The following is a 17601-nucleotide window of genomic DNA, read 5'->3' on the forward strand; positions in this document are numbered from 1 at the left end:
GTTACCTTCTTCCCTATTGCGCTTCCGGAGTGTTGAAAACTTAACTGGGGAGCGCGATTGAAAATGTAAACCTGCGAACGCGAAACAATCGTTCGCAAACATCGTGTGTGGTAAACCGATTCGTCCCGATTTACAAGGGGAAACGCCGTTGTTTTGACGCGGAAAACCGCCAGTTCAGCGAATGTTGCGACTATTGTCTAAACGCTTAAAAAGCGATCATGTTGCGTGTGCGAAACAAGCGGAAGGCGTGATAAACACTGGCGCTCTATGTTGCACGGCACTGCCTAACAGTTTAGCAGCGGCGCAAAATTATGGCAGTTCACCTTTTAAAACTTCCAAGGTTTGCGCGAATTGGGGATCAGCCATGCGATCAGCGGGACGTTAAATCAATCAATCTGATTAAACATTCTGCTGTTTTTTCATCTCCAAAGCAGCCTTTGCGCAAGATTCTGTATCTGGCAAATCGTTCTGGGGTTGAATTGCGCGCCAGCGAAGGCACCCATCGGTCTTGGAGTCGTAACACCAATGCCGATTCTGCCCGTGAATGACCGCCAAGCCGATGAAAACATATGATGTTACCGGTATCATTTGTCCTGGCTAAGCATATCAAAAACGAAAACCGCCCGTGACGCGGTTATGCGCGTGCAACGGGCGGTTCATCAATGTCGGTCGATGACGGGGATGGCCGGGAATGCGTTATGCATTATGCATTTCGTCCCTTGCCGGTCACCCTTCGCGATCAGGTCAGATGGGGCTGATCAAGATATTCCTGGCTGCGCATTTCTGTCAGGCGCGAAACAGTACGCTGAAACTCAAACGAGAAGTCACCATCGGTGTAAAGGTCTTCGGGTTTGGTTTCCATGGCGCAGATCAGATTGGTTTTATGTTCATACATCGCATCGATCAGCGTGTTGAAACGCTTGGCCCAGTCGCGCCGGGAGGCAGGCATTTGCGGGATTAAATCGATGACGATGGTGTGAAAATGGGTTGCAAGGGCAATATAGTCCCCCGGGCCGAGCGGGCGGGTGCACAGTTCCTCGAACGTGAATCGCGCCACACCGGCACCGGTTTCACGAATGGCAATATCGCGGCCCTTCACGCGCAGGCTGCCGGCATCGACGCGCGCACCTTCGGTGACTTTGGCAAACAGTTCATCAATGCGCGCCGGGGTTTTATCATCGGCGGGATAAACAAACACGTCGGCGGCTGTCAGGTTGCGCATGCGATAATCGGTGCGGCTGGCAAGTTCAAGCACATCAAGCTTTTCTTTGAGCATCTCAATGAAAGGCAGGAAGTTCTGGCGTTGCAGGCCATCCTTGTAAAGGTCGTCAGGCACACGGTTTGATGTGGTTACAACCACAACACCCCGGTCAAAAAGCTGTTCAAACAGGCGGCCAACGATCATGGCATCGGTGATATCGGTGATCTGCATTTCATCAAAACACAGAAGCCAGGCCTGTTTGGCCAGGTCCTTTGCGATGGGCGGGATCGGGTCTGATTCACTATCGCTGCGGCTTTGGCGGAATTTATGCAGCCTGTCATGCACATCCTGCATGAAATCGTGGAAATGGACCCGGCGTTTATGTTCAACCGGGGCGGTTTCATAAAACAGGTCCATCAGCATCGATTTGCCACGGCCGACTTCGCCGTAAATATAAAGGCCCTGTGGCGGTTCCGGGTCGTTCCGGCGTTTGGTCAGGCCGAAACGTTCATACCAGGTGCCCTTGCCATTATTGGGCCGATAATCGCGCAAGGCGTTAAACAGGCTTTGCAGCTTTTCAGCGCACAGTTCCTGCATGCCATCGTGGGTCAATTCACCATCGGCGATTTTTTTACGGTATCGGGAAAGCGGGCCGTCAGACATTCGGTAACTTTCAGGCAGTGGGACACGCAGTATGCCTGCGTAAGGGGCAGGCACAAATATGGCCCGGCAAAAAACGGCTGCCTATCAACCGGGAATTTGCCGGGCATATTTAGAACAAGAAGACATAAAACATCGTCTTCGTGCAATGCAATATGCGGGATGCTGTTCTGCTTTGCACCAGGCAGGTGGTCATGGCCGGGCCGGTGCGCAAGAAGGCCGTCAGATCAGGCGCATTTTCTTAAACAGCCAGACCTCAAGCCCGACCAGCAGGGCCAGGATGATGGAAACGCCCCAGAAACCCCAGGTGTTATCCGCTGCGGGAATACCACCAACATTCACGCCTAGCAGGCCGGTAACAAAACTGATGGGCAGGAACAGCCCGGCAATTACGGTCAGCCAGTACATGGTGCGGTTCATGCGTTCGGTTTCAACGGCCATCAGGCTGTCATTGGCGATCTGGATGCGTTCGCGCAGGCTGTCGAGTTCTTCGACAAGGCGGGTGACACGGTCCGTCAGGGTGCGTGCGCGGCGTTTGTGAATTTTGTCTTCCCAGGTTGGCTTCTGGTCAAAAAACTTTGCCAGGGCATCGCGCTGCGGGGCGATATGGCGGCGCAGGCGCGACAGGCGATGGCGCATATCCGCCGTTTTCAGGCGTAAGGGCAGGGTTTTGGTTTCGGGGACTTCCTCGATCTCGTCTTCAAGATCATCAAGGTTTTCCTCGATGGTGCGAATTTCGGCATCAATGCGGAAAATCAGGCGTTCTGCCAGGGTCAGAACAAAATCATCGCTGCTGGTGGGGGCTGTGCCCTCGGCAATGCTGGCCCGGATATCCTCAAAGGCGCGCATATGCTGGTTACGCAGGGTAATGACCAGTTTGTCGCTGCACCAGATACGCACCGAAATCATATCGGCAGGGTCAGATTCCTTGTTCAGATTAACCCCGCGCAAATTCATCGAATAGCCATGATCATAAAACAGAACCGTTGGCCGTGTGCCCCGGGTGGCGAGTGTTTCAACAATACTGGCTTCCAGGCCGGCCTTTTCGGTCAGCAGGGCTGCGACACCGGGTTCCATCCAGTCCAGATGGACCCAAAGATATTCACCTTCACCCGCGGAAGGAAACGACGTGGCAAATTCATCGCCTGAAAGGGCTGTGCCCTTGCCGGTCCGGTCAATTCGAAAGGCATTGATCAGTGCTTTTGGTGTCATTGGCTGCGATCCGTGGCGCTGTGGTGTGGGTTCATATCAGTTCGGTTCATGATCAGGTTTGGGGCTTTACCCTAAACAACAAATGTTTAAAGGCCGTTATGTGGCAATATGGCGTTTTTGCAATCGATTGGGGCCTTCAGGATGAAACCGGGGGCCGGTGTGGTGCTTCTCACATGATACGGGAACGATAAGGTTACCGGATCGTTTGATCTGGCATTATAAATCGGGCAGAAAATACATACGCCTTGGGGGCGATAGAAATTTCACGATGGTTCGGGAAAAGATGAACAAGTTTCGCCATGTCTTGATGCTGGTTCTGTTTGGGCTGTTTGTGGCACTGGGGACCGCGACTATTGCGGGCACTGCCCAGGCGCAAAGCAATGTCGATGGTGTTGCGGATGCCAATATTCTGGAAAATTCGCAAAAGACACTGGCCCGCTGGAGCAAGACCTTTGACAAGGTTGAAAAGCAGCTTTCGGGCGGGGCGGTGAATGGGCGCGAACTGGCCGACAGCCGGTCGGAGCTTGAACGTGCGATTGATGGCACACGCGACCTTGAGGCGCTGGCACAAAGCAAGCTGGAACGCCTGAATGCCGCCCTTGGCAAACTTGGCCCCAAGCCCGAGGGCGATGCCGCCGAAGTCCCCGCAGTCACGGTGGAACGTGATCGCCTGAACAAGGAAATTTCACGCGTTAGCGGCATTCAGAAACAGGGTGAACTTGCGGCATTCCGCGCGGGCGAGTTGCTTGACCAGGTTGGTCGCATGTCGCGCGAACGCTTTACCCGCCGCATTTTCAGCCGCGCGGATGTGCCGTGGGAACCATCGGTCTGGCAAAAAAGCTGGGCAGAGGCCATGCGCCTGCCTGAAGTCGTACGCAGCCGTTATTCCGATATCAATCTGGCCGATCATATCGGCGACCGTCTGGAAGACGTGGCACCCGAACTGGTGTTTTTGCTGTTTGCCATTGCCTCGGCGCTTATTGGCGGCGAGGTGGTTGTATTCCGGTTTTTGCCGGCCCGCTGGCGCAATGCCAAGGGCGATGACCGCATGGCCCTGATTTCCGGTACGCGCTTTTCGTTAACCGCGATTGTGCCGGGTTTATTGCTGTTTGTGATTTACCGTATCCTGGCATCGCAGGATGACCTGATGGTGGGAAGTGGCGGCGAGCTGATTAACCAGTGCTTTTTTGCCGCCCTGTTCATGATGTTTCTGGGCGCGTCCATTCGCAGTGTGTTTTCGCCCTTTGCCCCGCAAATGCGATCGGCAGGAACAACGGTGGCAGGGGCCAGGGTGGTTGGTTTTTCCGCCCTGTTTGCGGCGGTTGTTTTTGCATCCGACATCGTGCTGTTGCAGGGGGCCACGACAATCGGCGCCTCGCTTGACCTGGCGCTGGTGCAAAGCCTTAGCAACATTACCCTGATTTGCGCGGTGATGTTTATTGCCGCCCTTGGCACCTGGTGGGAACATGATGCGGTAGACGAACAGCAAAGCTGGTGGCGTAAAATTGAACGGCGCTGCCGGCGCGTGGTGCTGTTTGTCTCGGTTCTTTTGCCGATCCTGTCTTTTATCGGCTATGTAGCACTGGCGCGTTTTGTGCTGGAAAACATGATGCTGGCACTGGCTTTTGCCACCAGCTACTGGATCCTGCGCGAATTTTTACGTGCGCTTGTGCATACCTATCTGGTCAAACCCGAAGACAGCACTGATGAAAACACCACCGATGCCGTGCATGGGACGCTGTATTTCTGGCTGCGGGTGACCATTGACGCGATGATGATGATCGTTGCCTTCCCGACCGCGATCATGGTGTTTACCGACATTGCCTGGGCTGATTTGATCAGTGCGGTCGAGGCAGCCTTTATCGGTATCCAGATTGGCAGCATCAATATTTCACTGCGCGCCATTTTAATTGGCGTTTTCCTGTTCCTGCTGCTGCTGAGCCTGATGCGGTTTTTCCAGCGGATGCTCAATACCCGCGTCCTGCCCAATACCAAGCTGGATCAGGGCTTGCAGCATTCGGTTTCCGCCATTTTCGGTTATGTCGGCATTGGCCTTGCCGTGCTGATTGCGGTTTCGGCCGCCGGGGTGGACCTGTCAAACCTTGCTATTATCGCTGGTGCGATTTCGGTGGGTATCGGTTTCGGGATGCAAAGTATCGTCAATAACTTTGTATCCGGTCTGATCCTGCTGATCGAACGGCCCATCAAGGTCGGTGACTGGATTGTGGTCGGGGCTGACCAGGGGTTTGTGAAGGATATTCGTGTTCGCGCAACCGAGATCGAAACCTTTGACCGTTCATCGGTGGTGATCCCCAATTCCGAACTGATTTCAAACCGGGTGCTGAACTGGACGCTTAAGGAACGTTCGGGCCGTGGCATTGTGCCGATTGGGGTTTCCTATGGGTCGGATGCCAATCAGGTGCGTGAAATTCTGTTGGAAATGGCCGACAAGCGCCGCGAAATCCTCAGCTATCCGGCACCGCAGGTGGTGTTTATCGGTTTTGGCGAAAGTTCGCTGGATTTTGAATTGCGCTATTTCCTGCGCGATATCGGCGATGTGCTGGCGGTGGCAAGTTCGATCCGTTTCGAGGTGCTGGACCGTTTCCGCGCCGAAGGTATCGAAATTCCGTTCCCGCAACGTGACGTCAATTTGCGTGACATTGACCGCCTTGAAGATGCCATCCGCAGTCTTGCCCGCCAGAATGGTGGTGGAAAAGACAGCGGACAGGGCACGCGTAATGAAAAGTCGGCCGACCCGCAGGGCGAAGCAAAAGAAACTGCGGATAACCCGGCCCAACAGGCGGATGGGGGCGCGGGTGCCCGGCCGGATGCCGCAGATACCACGATCCCGTCGGATTCATCCACATCCGAAATCCCCGGCAGTGCTACACCGGCCACCCGCGAACTGCCGGACGGCGAACGATAATTTAGATCTGCGCTGTTAAAGTCAGCCAAAGAAAGATCCTGCATCGTGGCGCGGAATACGCAATCACGGTGCAGGATTTTTTTTGGGAGTCGTTGCAACAGAATTGCTACCTAAAGATGAAATTTGCGTCACGGATTTCTTTTGGGATCGTCTATCTATCGGAAATACACGTATAAAAAGATAATTGTTCAAAATTAAAACTTTTTAGCTGTAATCCATCGATATTCCTGAATTACATTTATTGAAGTCATGTTTATCAACCATAGGTGGGGTTCTTGGTTATGGTTTATGTGCGCAAAAGTGTGTGGGCAAATGGTGGCGGTTTTTCCGACCCGATCCTGTTCTGGTATGCCAAAGGGGTTGAGGCATTACAGAAAAAACCGATGTCAGATAAAACAGGATGGCGCTTCATGGCTGCCGTCCATGGGATCGACAAGGCGCTATGGCAGCAATACGGGTATTACACGCCCGGTGAAGCCATGCCGCCGCAAAGCGAACAGGATCTGTTCTGGAATCAGTGCCAGCATCAAACCTGGTATTTCATTCCCTGGCACCGGGGCTATGTCTGGTCGATCGAAGGACTGGTTCGCGAAGAAATCATCAAGCAGGGCGGCCCGGCTGATTGGGCGATGCCTTACTGGAACTATAGCGATAGCCAAAATCCGCAGGCGCGAATGTTGCCACCGGCCTTTGCCAGTAAAACACTGCCTGATAACAGCCCGAACCCGCTTTATGTCGCGCAGCGATATGGCCTGGGCACGGTGCCCATTGTGCTGCCAGCCAAGGACGTAACGCTGGAGGCGCTGTTACAGCCGCGCTTTACTGGCACAGGTGCGGGGGCGCTTAGTGGTTTTGGTGGTCTTAAAACCGGTTTTTCCCACAGCGGCCAGGTTAGCGGGCGGCTTGAAAATCATCCGCACAATATTGTCCATGTCGATGTCGGCGGCGAAGCACCCAATGGTGATCCGGGCTTGATGTCGGACCCCGATACGGCCGGGCTGGACCCGATCTTTTGGCTTCATCATGCCAATATTGACCGGCTATGGAGCGTCTGGACCCGTAACCCCAACCATCAGAACCCGACAGACCCGGCATGGTTGAACGGGCCAATGGACCGCAAATTTGTGGTGCCAACCGTGGATGGAACGAATTATTTTTACACGCCGGCAGACATGCTGGACAGCACGGCTGCGCCTTTGAACTATATTTATGACGAGGAACAAAGCTCGGCGGATACTGTGATGATGGTGGCGGCCAAAGCCGCACCGCAAGCAGGGGGAGAGGGCAAGGCGATGGCAGACGGGAAAAAGGCCGAACTGGTTGGTGCGAATGCCAGCACAATCAAGCTGGTCGGCGCCGGAGCGAAAACCAGCGTCAAGCTTGATCAGGCTCTTGGGAACCAGATGGCCCAGGGCTTCAAGGCAATGCGGGGTTTTGCCACCAGCACCACACCACCTGCAGATGGTGCGCCTAAGCCTGCCGATCAGGTATTGCTTAATCTGGAAAACATTCGCGCAGACAAGGATGCCGCAGTGGTGGATGTTTATGTCAATCTGCCCGCAGGGGAAAATCCCGAGGACCGGCTGGACCTTTTGGCTGGAACGATAGGCTTCTTTGGTGTGCGCAAGGCATCGCTTCCCGATCAGCCGCATGGCGGCATGGGCATCAGCGAGGTGTTTGACATAACGCGTATCGTCGAATGCCTTGAGGCGTCCGGCGCGCTTTCTACTGATAATCTGAATATTGATCTGATCCCGCGCAAAGCCGTGAGCGAAGATGCGGGCATCACGGTCGAACGGATCAGTATTTATCGGCAGGAGCAGTGATGTGACAGTCCGGGGCGGGCGCCTGCGCGCGGTTTATTCCCTGCTGGCGGACCCGCCCTGGCCGACACTGATTATCGTCACATTATGCGGCTGGGGGGCAATGTTGCTGTTTGGCCGGGAACTGGCGCTGTCATCATTATGTGTGGCAGCGACCGGGGCATGGTATGACCAGGGCTTGCGGTCCCTTCGGGCCATGCTGGCATTTGTTTCGCCACTGCATGTTGCCCTGTCATGGTTGCTAATGCTGACGGCGATGATGACGCCTATTCTGGCCGGGCCATTGCACCATGTATGGGTGCGCAGCCTGGCCCGGCGGCGCTGGCGGGCGCTGGCCGTTTTTACTGCGGCCTATCTTGCCGTATGGATGGTCATGGCGCCGGTTCTGGTGCTTGGCGTGGCGGCGTTACGCATGTTCGCCGATGCCATTTTCCTGCCGGTAAGTGTGCTTGCAGTGGTGATTGCGCTGGTCTGGCAGGCGACACCTACCAAACAATATTGTCTTAATCACTGTCACTGGCTGCCGCGGATCGGCGTTTTTGGCTGGTCGGCGGATGCTGATTGTGCCCGTTTTGGCTTTGTTAATGGCCTGTGGTGTGTCGGAACGTGCTGGGCATTGATGCTGGTGCCCATTACAGCCACCGAAATGCATGTTCATCTTGCCCTGATGGCAGGTGTCGCCGTGATTATGGTGGCCGAACGGTTGCAGCCCGCGCGGCCTGTGCGCTGGTATTTTCCGTTTTCACGGGCATCCGGGCGGCTGGTCTGGCGGGTTCTGGGCTGGGGCAGACAGGCCGGAAGGTGAATTATGATGGCCGAATGGCCTAGCCTTCGGCGTGTGAATTTTCCATCCCGGCCAGATGGGCGGTAATTTTTTGGCCCATGGGCGCCATCAGGTGGCGTTCATCCGGGCCAAGCCAGCGCATTTCGGCAATTTCGCGTGAAGGTTCCAGTGTGCCGGAATATTCGGCGTAAAAGCAGGTCATCCGCACGATGGTCCCATCCGGCTGGTGGTGGCCATGGCCGGTAAAAACGCCAATTTCACAAATGGAACTGGCCTTTAGCTCGACACCCAGTTCTTCGCGGATTTCGCGTTTCAAAGCATTTAGCGCCGTTTCGCCCGCATCGATTTTGCCACCGGGCAGATAAAACCTGTCGCGCCCGTGGGTACGAACCGAAAGGGTGCGCCCGCCTTCCTGCAGGACCCAGTTGACCGTTTCAATGGTTTTGGACATGGCACAACGGCCCCGTTTTAAAGGTTTGCTCTGGCGAGGATTTATTACCGGGCCAGGGTGAAATAACCTGGCCCGGTATAGATTGAACACCGCTATCAGGGATGGCGGCAATAAGCCTTGCCTGATTTACAGGATCGCGACATCAAGGCCGATATCAACGGCAGGGGCGCTTTGGGTGATGCGCCCGACCGAAACATAATCCACGCCGGTTGCGGCAATATCGGCGATGGTATCAAGGCGCACACCGCCCGATGCCTCGGTCTTGCAGCGGCCATCGACAATGGCAACGGCTTCGCGCAGCATATCTGGCCCCATATTATCAAGCAGGATGATATCGGCACCGGCTTCTACCGCCTCACGAACCTGGGCGATGGTGTCGCATTCCACTTCGATTTTGGGCAGGTTGGCGGCCTTTGCCATTTCCACGCATTTTGTGATCGACCCGACAACACCGATATGGTTGTCCTTGATCATCACGCCATCATACAGGCCCATGCGGTGGTTTTGTGCGCCGCCCATGCGGGTGGCGTATTTTTCCATTTTGCGCCAGCCCGGCAGGGTCTTGCGGGTATCAAGCAGCTTGGCCGATGTTTTGCCCATTGCCTGCACATAGGCGCAGGTGGTGGTGGCAATACCCGAAAGATGCTGAAGGGTGTTAAGGGCGGTGCGCTCAGCGGTCAGAATGCCGCGCGCCGGACCTTCGATCACGGCAAGGATCGATTTGGGGTTCAGCGTATCGCCATCATTGCATTTTTTGTCGATTTTGGCGTCGGGCACCATTTTGCGAAAACATTCCAGCGCAATATCAAGCCCGGCAACCACAATGCTTTCGCGGGTTTCAAGGGCAACGCGCAGGCGGGCCTCCTCGGGAACTACATTGTCCGATGTGATATCGCCGGTGCCGATATCTTCGGCAAAGGCACGGTCGATAAATTCGGAAATCTCGCTTTGGGTCAATTCGGTCATGGGATGGGTGCGCCGTATTTGGGATCAGACAGGGGGCAATGCCGTGCGGCATGACGGGTTTTATTTCTGCCCTGAAAACAGTGTCATTTTAAGGCGGGAAATTTCAGGGCAGTGAAAAAACAGGCCCTGCACGGAATGCAGGGCCTTTAACTTCGCGATCAATCAGGCTGCCGGTTCGGCGGCGGCCTCTTTTTTCAGCGGAATGTTTTTTGACATTTCCAGCATCCGTTCCAGCGGTTTAACGGCCTGAACGCGCAAATCTTCGGGCATGACGATTTGCGGGCCGTTATTGACCAGGCACAGATACAGCTTTTCCAGCGTGTTCAGTTCCATGAACGGGCAGTTATTGCACGCACAGCTACCGTCTGCCCCGGGAACCGGGATAAAGGTTTTGTGCGGGGCTGCCTTTTCCATCTGGTGGATGATGTGGGGTTCGGTTGCGATCAGGTATTTCTGGTCGGGACCGTCAATCACATATTCCAGAATGGCGCGGGTGGAACCGATCTGGTCAGCATGGCGCAGGATGCCGTCATGGCATTCCGGGTGGGCGGCAATTTTGGCATCGGGATGCTGGGTTTTCAGGCGGATCAGTTCGCGTTCCGAAAACTGTTCATGCACAATGCACGACCCCTGCCACAAAACCATGTCACGGCCGGTTTTCTTGGCAAGATAGCTGCCCAGATGGCGGTCCGGGGCCCAAAGAATAGGCTGGTCCAGCGGGATCTGGTCGATGATTTCAGCCGCATTTGACGAGGTGACGATAATATCGGACGCGGCCTTTACCTCGGCCGAGCAGTTGATATAGGTGATCGACACATGGTCAGGATGCTGTTTGCGGAATTTGCGAAAGGCTTCGGGCTGGCAGGAATCTTCGAGCGAGCAACCCGCCTTTGAATCGGGCAGCAGAACGGTTTTTTCCGGGCTGAGGATCTTGGCGACTTCGGCCATGAAACGGACACCGCAAAAAACAATAACATCGGCATCGGTTGCCGCGGCCTTGCGTGACAGATCCAGGGAATCGCCGACGAAATCGGCCAAATCCTGAATTTCGCCATCCTGGTAATAATGGGCCAGAATAACGGCATTCTTTTCTTTCTTGAGGCGCTTGATTTCGGCTTCAAGATCAAGGGTCGGATCGATCTGGGTTACAGACATTGCACCGGCATTTGCCTCGGCAATGGTGGTAATCTGGTTCATGGCGTTGTCTCATCTCGCCTGTTTGCAACCCGGAGGTAATTATCGGGACCGGATGTTGCAAGTTGATGACTGTTTGAGAAACTGAATATCGTCATTGACGCGTGATGGCAAGGGAATGGGCGGCAAAGCACGGGATAGCACGTATACAGTTTGGGAATATTCCAAACTAAAAGCGATAAGTTTGATCGGGAAATGGGGCGCGATTTCCCGCTGCTACATGCTGTAAAAACAACCGGAATTTAAGGCGTGCCTGCCTGAAACCCCGGTTGATGATGATGACAGGCCCAAGGGCCGGTATCAGATTTAAACCGTAAAGCCGTACAAATCCCATTCCGCACGGCTGACTTCCTGGACCATCTGTTCATATTCGGCGCGTTTGATGGCGCCAAAGGCCGTATGCAGGCAATCACCCAGGGCTTTGCGGGTGAAGCCCGATTGTTCAAAGCGGTCAATGGCTTCAAGCCAGCTTCTGGGCAGGTCGGACGGGGCCTTTTGGACGTCCATTTCAACCTGGCTGGGCGCGCCGGGATCGGTTTTGTTTTCAATACCATCCAGTGCTGCTGCAAGTGTTAGGGTCGCGACCATATAGGGGTTGGCATCCACCCCGGCGACGCGATGTTCAAAATGCCGGGTTTTGCCAGGTTGGCCGGGTACACGAATGGCGACATTGCGGTTTTCAACACCCCAGTCATCCGATGCCGGTGAATAAACCGTGGACGCAAAACGCCGCCAGCTATTCAGGAATGGAGCCAGAACCAGCATGGTATCGCCCACCGTCTGGCGCAGGCCACCAATGGCGTTAAGCATCAGGGGGCTAAGACTGCCATCAGGTTGGTCGGCAAACAGGTTGGCACCGGTTTCATCAGCCATGGATAAATGCAGATGCATGCCAGACCCCGGCTCGCTGCCAAAGGGTTTTGGCATGAAGCACGCTTCCATGCCAAAGCGCCGGGCGCAGGTGCGGATCAGGCGTTTGGCGATAATGACATCGTCTGCCGCATGCAGCAGGTCGCGATAGCGGATGGTCAGTTCATACTGGCCGGGGCCATATTCGGAAATCAGGGTTTCCAGCATGATGCCAAGGTGCGCCGCCCCTTCATAGATGGCATCAAAAAGCGGTGACATTTCATCAAGTTCGTCAACCGACATGGTATTGCGCTGGTGGCTTTGGCGTTTGGTCAGGGCATAGGATGCCGGGTGAAAGCGCCCATCCGCCGTCGGGGTGGGGTTAACCAGATAAAATTCCAGTTCAAACGCCCCCATCGGGTTTAAGCCCATCGCCTTGGCCCGGTTGATCTGGCGCAGCAGGCCCGGGCGCGGTTCACCATCTACTGGCGTGCCATCGTCGTTAAACATCGTGATCAGCAACTGGCCCCGCCCGGTATGGGGCAGATAGCCCAGCGTACCGGCCACAGGCCAGCAGCGTTTATCACCGCCGCCTTCGGTCATGACCAGGCCGGATTCATCGACATCAATGCCGCGCACATCCTGCCCGAAAAGCGACAGGGGCAGGGCGCGGCCGGATTTATAAATGCCTTCAAGTTCGTGGCGACGAACGGTTTTGCCCCGGCCAATGCCGTGGCAGTCGGTCAGAAACACGTCGATTGCCTGCAAGTCGGGATATTTTTCAAGAAAAGCCTTTGCTTCGGCAAGGTCGGCACCGGTCGGGGCAATTTGCGTGTTTCCTGTCATGGTCTTTATCCCTGATAGCGCCGGAAGAAATAACGGTCCTGCGGCACACCTTCGGGCAGGGGTTCTGCAATGGTGCCGGGAACATCGATTTTCTGGTCAGAAGCGACAATCGCCCCCTTCATCAGGGCCGTGGGCAATGTTTGGCCAATGAAGGATGCAATTTTGGCGTTCAGGTCTTCATCGCCCGTGCCAACATCGGAATGCACCAGGGCAACGCGGCCTTTAAACTGTTCAACCGCCTTGGGCAGGGTTTCAAAAATATCGCCCAGAAACAGGTGGGCATCGTCCGGGATACATTTGGGGTGGGCATTGATCTGCCGGTCGAAAACATAGATTTCACGATCGGGCATGATTTCGCGCAAATGGTCGAAGGTGCGGCCATTGCCCAGGCCAATTTCAAGCACAATACCCTCAAGGTCGCTGATCATATCAGCCGATGCATTAAGGCAGTCGCGCTGGGCCTGAAGGCGGCGAATAACACTGTTAAGGCGGGACATTTATTTCTCCGTTCGGGGCGGGGGGACCGGTATGGCCGGGGAAGCCGGTGTTTCGGATATATCGGTTATGTCGTAAAACACCATGCCCGGCGGCGGTTTCTGCCGGTAATGATCCAGCCGGGATTGCCAGTTGCCTTCATGAAGTTCAAGGCGGTGGCCATCCGGGTCCAGAAAATAGACAGACGCCCCTTCGCTGCGATTTGTTTTCCATTCCCGGGCACCGGCATCCTGCAATTTCTGGCGCATGGCGGCAAAATCGGCCGCATCAACATCAAAGGCAAGATGGGTATAGCTGGTGTCGGGCGGTGATGACGCGGGATCAAGGCTCAGACACAGCCATATATCACCCAGCAAAAGATAGGCCCCGCCATCCCAGCGTGCCAGGGGCCGTGCCCCCAGAACGCCGGTATAAAAGGCGAAGCTTCCCGCAAGGTCGCGGGTTGCAAAGGTAATATGGTTAAGTCCCCTGATCACGCTTCGGGCAATCAGGCCAGCGGGTCGGTGGCGTTATAGGCCGGCACCAGATTGCGGAATTCTTCCAGCCAGCTTTGCAAAACCGGATATTTCGCACGCCATGCGCCGTCAAATCGCAGGTCAAGATAACCAAGGGCACAGGCAGTGGCAAAATGCCCGATCGACAGATCACCCGTTAGTGACGGCGGATTGGCCGCCAGTTCATCAAGGGCGCGGCGCACCTTTTCGGACTGATAGGTCAGCCAGTCCTGATGGCGCTTTTCTTCCGGGCGCATGCGGACTTCGTAAACCTGCAGGATCGAGGCATCGACAATGCCATCGGCCAGGGCCTGAAGGGTCAGCGCATCCCAGCGGGCGGCACCTTCGGTCGGATGCAGGCTTTTGCCATCGGCGATGGAATCCAGATATTCGCAAATCACGCGCGAATCAAAAAGCTTGCGGCCATCTTCAAGAATCAGGATCGGAATTTTACCCAGCGGGTTCTGCTGGCGCAGGGAATCTTCGGGATTATTGGTATCAGCCAGTTCAACTGTGATCTGGTCGTAAACACCAAGATATTTGGCGACCATTTTGACCTTGCGACCAAAAGGCGAGGGGGCGGAGCTGCGAAGAATCATCGGGTGGCCTTTCTGTGCCAATACAGGTTATGGGCGCAGTGTAAGGGCAAAATGCAGCCTGATGAAAACCAAATTTCGCAATAGGCCCGTGGCGGCCTAACTTGTTGGCGCGGACCGTTATTTTATCGGTGATGAAGATACGGTTTTACCGGCCCGCCGTTTGGCACACTCACCCCCTTGGGATGCATGAGAAGGGCCAGTTAAACCTGATAGCCATGATTGGCATCCGCATCTTCGGGGTCATTGCGTGACAGGGCGGCAAGGTGCAGTTCGCGCAGCATGCGCACGCTGGGGCGCAGGGCAAAAAAGATACTGCCGATCAAAAACAGCCAGGTGCCTGCTTCCATCAGTGACTGGTAAAAGAAAAAGATGCTGCCAACGATAAAGGCAATCGCGGCCAGCAGGTCAACGCCGGAATAGATCAGTTCGTAAGCGCTATAGACTTCGCGGTGGCGCTGGGTCTGGTCGAACCGGCGGGTACGGAACAGTTTCACGGGGGGATCTCCTGCAAAGGGGGGATGCTTTACAGGGATGCAACGCAAGCGGGGCGGAAATGTTTCGTCAAACTGTTGATTTTATGACGTTTGTTGCTGAAATGCCCGATTTCGCCCTATTTGGGGGGGCTTTACCGTGCGCGGGGATGCGCCCCGCGGTAAACCGCCATCAGGCGTTCGCTATCGACCGAGGTGTAACGCTGCGTTGTCGAAAGCGATACATGCCCCAGCAGGTCCTGGATTGTGCGTAAATCGCCGCCGCCAGCCAGAAGATGGGTGGCAAAGCTGTGGCGCATCGCGTGCGGGGTGGCTGTTTCGGGCAGGTTAAGCAATTCGCGAATACGGCGCATTTCCCGCTGGGCGACCTGGGCGATCAGGCGTTTGCCCCGTGCACCCAAAAATAGCGGGTCAGTACCCTGTTGCGGGTAGGGGCAGGCGCTCAGGTAATCGTCAATCGCCTCGATCACGACGGGTAAAACCGGGACAAGGCGCTGTTTGTTACCTTTGCCGGTAATAATCAGCGATGTGCCCTGCGGGCGCTGGTCGAAATCAAGGTTCAGGGCCTCGGCAATACGCAGGCCACAGCCATAAAGCAGGGTAAACAGGGCAAGGTTACGTTTTGCCAGCCATGGTTCATCCTGAAAGGCACCGGCATTGTCGATCACGGCCATCGCATCTTCGGGGGTTAGCGGTTTGGGAACCGATTGTGCCTGCCTTGGATTGCGGATGGTGGTGATGGCGGCATTTTGGCCCCGCCCGGTGCGATCCAGAAAGCGATAGAAATTTCGCAGGGTCGATAGGGCCCGCGCGGTGGATGATTTGGCCATATTCGCGGCATTGCGATGGGCAAGCCAGCTTCGGAAATCACGCGGGGTAAGGGATAACAGCGTTTCAAGTGTGGGCGCACCGCCGCGATGCTGGTCAACAAACGCGAAAAAGGCGTAAAGATCGACCAGATAGTTTTCGGTGGTGTGGTTGGAAGCACGCCGTTCGCTGCGCAGCCATTGCAGCCAGTCATTGACTGTCTGGCGGGTCATGGCTGGCAGGTTCAGGGCGGTCAGCGCGCTTGAAGGTTTGGTATTCAGGCCGGGTTGGTCAGCCATCGGCGAACACCAAATTCAATCACGGATGACAGGAACATGATCAGATCAGCCCCCTGGGCCGGGCTGAAATATCCCGGTTCGGCAACGCCAAAGGCCACAAGCCCGACCGGGTCGCCATAAAACGGTGCCAGACGCACCAGGGCTGCGGAATTGACGATATCGGCCTTGGGGCCAAAAATGGCTTCATCACCGGCATGTTCGGCCACCAGCCAGACATCATGATCTTCGCCCAGAACCTGGTCAACCGCGCCGTGGGTCAGGCGGCGTACACGACCGCCGCAACGCGGGATCGGGTTATCGGGATGTTCTTCAAAACAGATGGCGATGCAGTCCAGATCAAGAAGATCGGGGACAAGGTCCTGTAATGCTTCGACAAAGGTTTCAAACCCGCGCGCATTCAAAAGGGCCAGAACCGCACGGTGAATACGCTGCTGGGTTTCGAGGTTGGATTTGGAAATATTGATCAGTTCGCTGGTAGCACCGCGCAGCCGGTCGCTTTCGGCGCGCAGACGTTCAACCATGTATTGCTGCATATCGGCAATGCCCGAGCCATGATGGCGCACCGGCATTTCCAGACTGTCGAGAAGGTCGTGGCGGTGTTTGAAGAAGTCAGGATTTTCTGCAAGATATTCGGCGATGTCTTCGGCGCGCAAAGCAGTTTGTTCCATTGGTCCCGGCATTCTGTTGTCATATTAAAAAACCCGGCTGCCACAATGCGGGCAACCGGGTTAAATGCTGATTAAAGGGGGCGCAAAAAATGCCCGCCATTAAATCCTTAAAGGATCGACTGACCGGTTTTTTCCCAGTCGGCCAGGAATGCTTCCAGGCCCTTGTCGGTCAGCGGATGTTTGAACAGCTGACCCAGAACCTGCGGCGGGATGGTGACGACGTCGGCACCCAGACGGGCCGAATCGACAACATGCTGCGGGCCGCGTGCGGATGCGACCAGCACTTCGGTTTCCCAGTTCGGGTAGTTGTTGTAAACTTCGACGATGTCAGCAATCAGCTGCATGCCATCGCTGGAAATGTCGTCAAGGCGGCCAACAAACGGCGAAACATAGGTTGCACCGGCTTTGGCAGCCAGAATGGCCTGACCAACCGAGAAGCACAGCGTGACGTTGGTTTTAACGCCTTCGTCGGTGAAGGTACGGCAGGCTTTCAACCCATCGGGGGTCAGCGGCAGTTTGACGACGACATTGTCGGCAATCGCGGCCAGCTTGCGGCCTTCGGCGACCATGGTTTCGTAGTCGGTAGCTGCCACTTCGGCGCTAACCGGGCCGTCAACGACGTCGCAGATTTCCTTGATCAGGTCGATAAACGGGCGGCCAGCCTTGGCAACCAGCGACGGATTGGTGGTGACGCCATCTACCAGGCCAGATTTGGCAAGTTCACGGATTGCGTCGATGTCGGCGGTGTCGATGAAGAACTTCATTGTAATTCCTGCTGATGAAGACCGTTGTTCGATTACGCAGATTACTGCTATTGGCTGTGGGACCGTATCGTG

At 55.5% G+C, this 17601-nt stretch carries 15 protein-coding genes and 1 pseudogene; 3 read left to right on the forward strand and 13 right to left on the reverse strand.

Features of this window, described 5'->3' with window-relative positions:
• Positions 1–739: 739 nt before the first annotated feature.
• Together zapE and CSC3H3_RS01655 are read right to left on the reverse strand one after the other, a co-directional pair.
• Positions 740–1864: a cell division protein ZapE gene (gene zapE, locus CSC3H3_RS01650; protein WP_101283295.1), complete on the reverse strand. Its 1125-nt coding sequence runs from the start codon at positions 1862–1864 to the stop codon at positions 740–742.
• Between the two features lie 219 nt (positions 1865–2083).
• Complete coding sequence (locus CSC3H3_RS01655) at positions 2084–3073, reverse strand: CorA family divalent cation transporter (RefSeq protein ID WP_101269990.1); 990 nt, start codon at positions 3071–3073, stop codon at positions 2084–2086.
• 283 nt (positions 3074–3356) lie between these two features.
• On the opposite strand from CSC3H3_RS01655, the gene CSC3H3_RS01665 reads away from it, so the two are divergent.
• The 3 genes from CSC3H3_RS01665 (at position 3357) to CSC3H3_RS01675 (ending at position 8627) form a co-directional block, all read left to right on the forward strand.
• Complete coding sequence (locus CSC3H3_RS01665) at positions 3357–5999, forward strand: DUF3772 domain-containing protein (RefSeq protein WP_101286056.1); 2643 nt, start codon at positions 3357–3359, stop codon at positions 5997–5999.
• A gap of 383 nt (positions 6000–6382) precedes the next feature.
• A complete protein-coding gene (locus CSC3H3_RS01670) occupies positions 6383–7825 on the forward strand; it encodes a DUF7868 domain-containing protein (protein WP_281262542.1) in 1443 nt (480 codons plus the stop codon).
• Between the two features lies 1 nt (position 7826).
• Positions 7827–8627, forward strand: coding sequence for a copper chaperone (locus tag CSC3H3_RS01675; protein WP_157831803.1), 801 nt, complete (start codon positions 7827–7829; stop codon positions 8625–8627).
• 19 nt (positions 8628–8646) lie between these two features.
• Here CSC3H3_RS01675 and CSC3H3_RS01680 read toward each other — a convergent pair whose 3' ends face one another.
• The 11 genes and pseudogenes from CSC3H3_RS01680 to fsa all read right to left on the reverse strand — a co-directional run bounded on the left by CSC3H3_RS01680 (position 8647) and on the right by fsa (position 17529).
• On the reverse strand, positions 8647–9057 hold the full coding sequence (locus CSC3H3_RS01680; protein WP_101283303.1) for an NUDIX hydrolase: 411 nt from the start codon (positions 9055–9057) through the stop codon (positions 8647–8649).
• Positions 9058–9183: 126 nt separating this feature from the next.
• Positions 9184–10023, reverse strand: a complete 840-nt coding sequence (gene nadC / locus CSC3H3_RS01685) for a carboxylating nicotinate-nucleotide diphosphorylase (RefSeq protein WP_101269998.1) — start codon at positions 10021–10023, stop codon at positions 9184–9186.
• A 162-nt stretch (positions 10024–10185) separates the two neighbouring features.
• The gene (nadA, locus tag CSC3H3_RS01690) at positions 10186–11220 is read right to left on the reverse strand and encodes a quinolinate synthase NadA (RefSeq protein ID WP_215907547.1); all 1035 of its coding nucleotides are present in this window, start codon (positions 11218–11220) and stop codon (positions 10186–10188) included.
• 303 nt (positions 11221–11523) lie between these two features.
• Positions 11524–12912 (reverse strand): glutamine synthetase family protein, encoded by a 1389-nt coding sequence (locus tag CSC3H3_RS01695; RefSeq protein ID WP_101283305.1) that lies wholly within the window; start codon positions 12910–12912, stop codon positions 11524–11526.
• 5 nt (positions 12913–12917) lie between these two features.
• Entirely contained in the window at positions 12918–13409 is a 492-nt protein-coding gene (locus CSC3H3_RS01700) for a class I SAM-dependent methyltransferase (RefSeq protein ID WP_101283307.1), read from the reverse strand.
• 72 nt (positions 13410–13481) lie between these two features.
• A pseudogene (locus CSC3H3_RS01705) lies at positions 13482–13883 on the reverse strand (fosfomycin resistance glutathione transferase); the annotation flags it as partial.
• A gap of 11 nt (positions 13884–13894) precedes the next feature.
• Positions 13895–14500 (reverse strand): glutathione S-transferase, encoded by a 606-nt coding sequence (locus CSC3H3_RS01710; protein WP_101283311.1) that lies wholly within the window; start codon positions 14498–14500, stop codon positions 13895–13897.
• Positions 14501–14700: 200 nt separating this feature from the next.
• On the reverse strand, positions 14701–14994 hold the full coding sequence (locus CSC3H3_RS01715) for a YrhK family protein (protein WP_101283313.1): 294 nt from the start codon (positions 14992–14994) through the stop codon (positions 14701–14703).
• Between the two features lie 131 nt (positions 14995–15125).
• The gene (locus CSC3H3_RS01720) at positions 15126–16097 is read right to left on the reverse strand and encodes a tyrosine recombinase XerC (RefSeq protein WP_101283315.1); all 972 of its coding nucleotides are present in this window, start codon (positions 16095–16097) and stop codon (positions 15126–15128) included.
• Positions 16076–16765, reverse strand: coding sequence for a DUF484 family protein (locus CSC3H3_RS01725; protein ID WP_101270011.1), 690 nt, complete (start codon positions 16763–16765; stop codon positions 16076–16078). The genes CSC3H3_RS01720 and CSC3H3_RS01725 overlap by 22 nt, the downstream gene beginning before the upstream one ends.
• Before the next feature lie 107 nt (positions 16766–16872).
• Complete coding sequence (gene fsa / locus CSC3H3_RS01730) at positions 16873–17529, reverse strand: fructose-6-phosphate aldolase (protein WP_101270013.1); 657 nt, start codon at positions 17527–17529, stop codon at positions 16873–16875.
• Positions 17530–17601: the final 72 nt, after the last annotated feature.

It is taken from the genome of Thalassospira marina (assembly GCF_002844375.1).
GTDB classification, from domain to species: Bacteria; Pseudomonadota; Alphaproteobacteria; order Rhodospirillales; family Thalassospiraceae; genus Thalassospira; species Thalassospira marina.

What these genes read in the sequence shown, in the direction of transcription:
- zapE (WP_101283295.1), bottom strand. Translation starts at nt 1,864, where the DNA reads ATGTCTGACGGCCCGCTTTCCCGATACCGTAAAAAAATCGCCGATGGT.
- CSC3H3_RS01655 (WP_101269990.1), bottom strand. Translation starts at nt 3,073, where the DNA reads ATGACACCAAAAGCACTGATCAATGCCTTTCGAATTGACCGGACCGGC.
- CSC3H3_RS01665 (WP_101286056.1), top strand. Translation starts at nt 3,357, where the DNA reads ATGAACAAGTTTCGCCATGTCTTGATGCTGGTTCTGTTTGGGCTGTTT.
- CSC3H3_RS01670 (WP_281262542.1), top strand. Translation starts at nt 6,383, where the DNA reads ATGTCAGATAAAACAGGATGGCGCTTCATGGCTGCCGTCCATGGGATC.
- CSC3H3_RS01680 (WP_101283303.1), bottom strand. Translation starts at nt 9,057, where the DNA reads ATGTCCAAAACCATTGAAACGGTCAACTGGGTCCTGCAGGAAGGCGGG.
- nadC (WP_101269998.1), bottom strand. Translation starts at nt 10,023, where the DNA reads ATGACCGAATTGACCCAAAGCGAGATTTCCGAATTTATCGACCGTGCC.
- nadA (WP_215907547.1), bottom strand. Translation starts at nt 11,220, where the DNA reads ATGAACCAGATTACCACCATTGCCGAGGCAAATGCCGGTGCAATGTCT.
- CSC3H3_RS01695 (WP_101283305.1), bottom strand. Translation starts at nt 12,912, where the DNA reads ATGACAGGAAACACGCAAATTGCCCCGACCGGTGCCGACCTTGCCGAA.
- CSC3H3_RS01700 (WP_101283307.1), bottom strand. Translation starts at nt 13,409, where the DNA reads ATGTCCCGCCTTAACAGTGTTATTCGCCGCCTTCAGGCCCAGCGCGAC.
- CSC3H3_RS01710 (WP_101283311.1), bottom strand. Translation starts at nt 14,500, where the DNA reads ATGATTCTTCGCAGCTCCGCCCCCTCGCCTTTTGGTCGCAAGGTCAAA.
- CSC3H3_RS01720 (WP_101283315.1), bottom strand. Translation starts at nt 16,097, where the DNA reads ATGGCTGACCAACCCGGCCTGAATACCAAACCTTCAAGCGCGCTGACC.
- CSC3H3_RS01725 (WP_101270011.1), bottom strand. Translation starts at nt 16,765, where the DNA reads ATGGAACAAACTGCTTTGCGCGCCGAAGACATCGCCGAATATCTTGCA.
- fsa (WP_101270013.1), bottom strand. Translation starts at nt 17,529, where the DNA reads ATGAAGTTCTTCATCGACACCGCCGACATCGACGCAATCCGTGAACTT.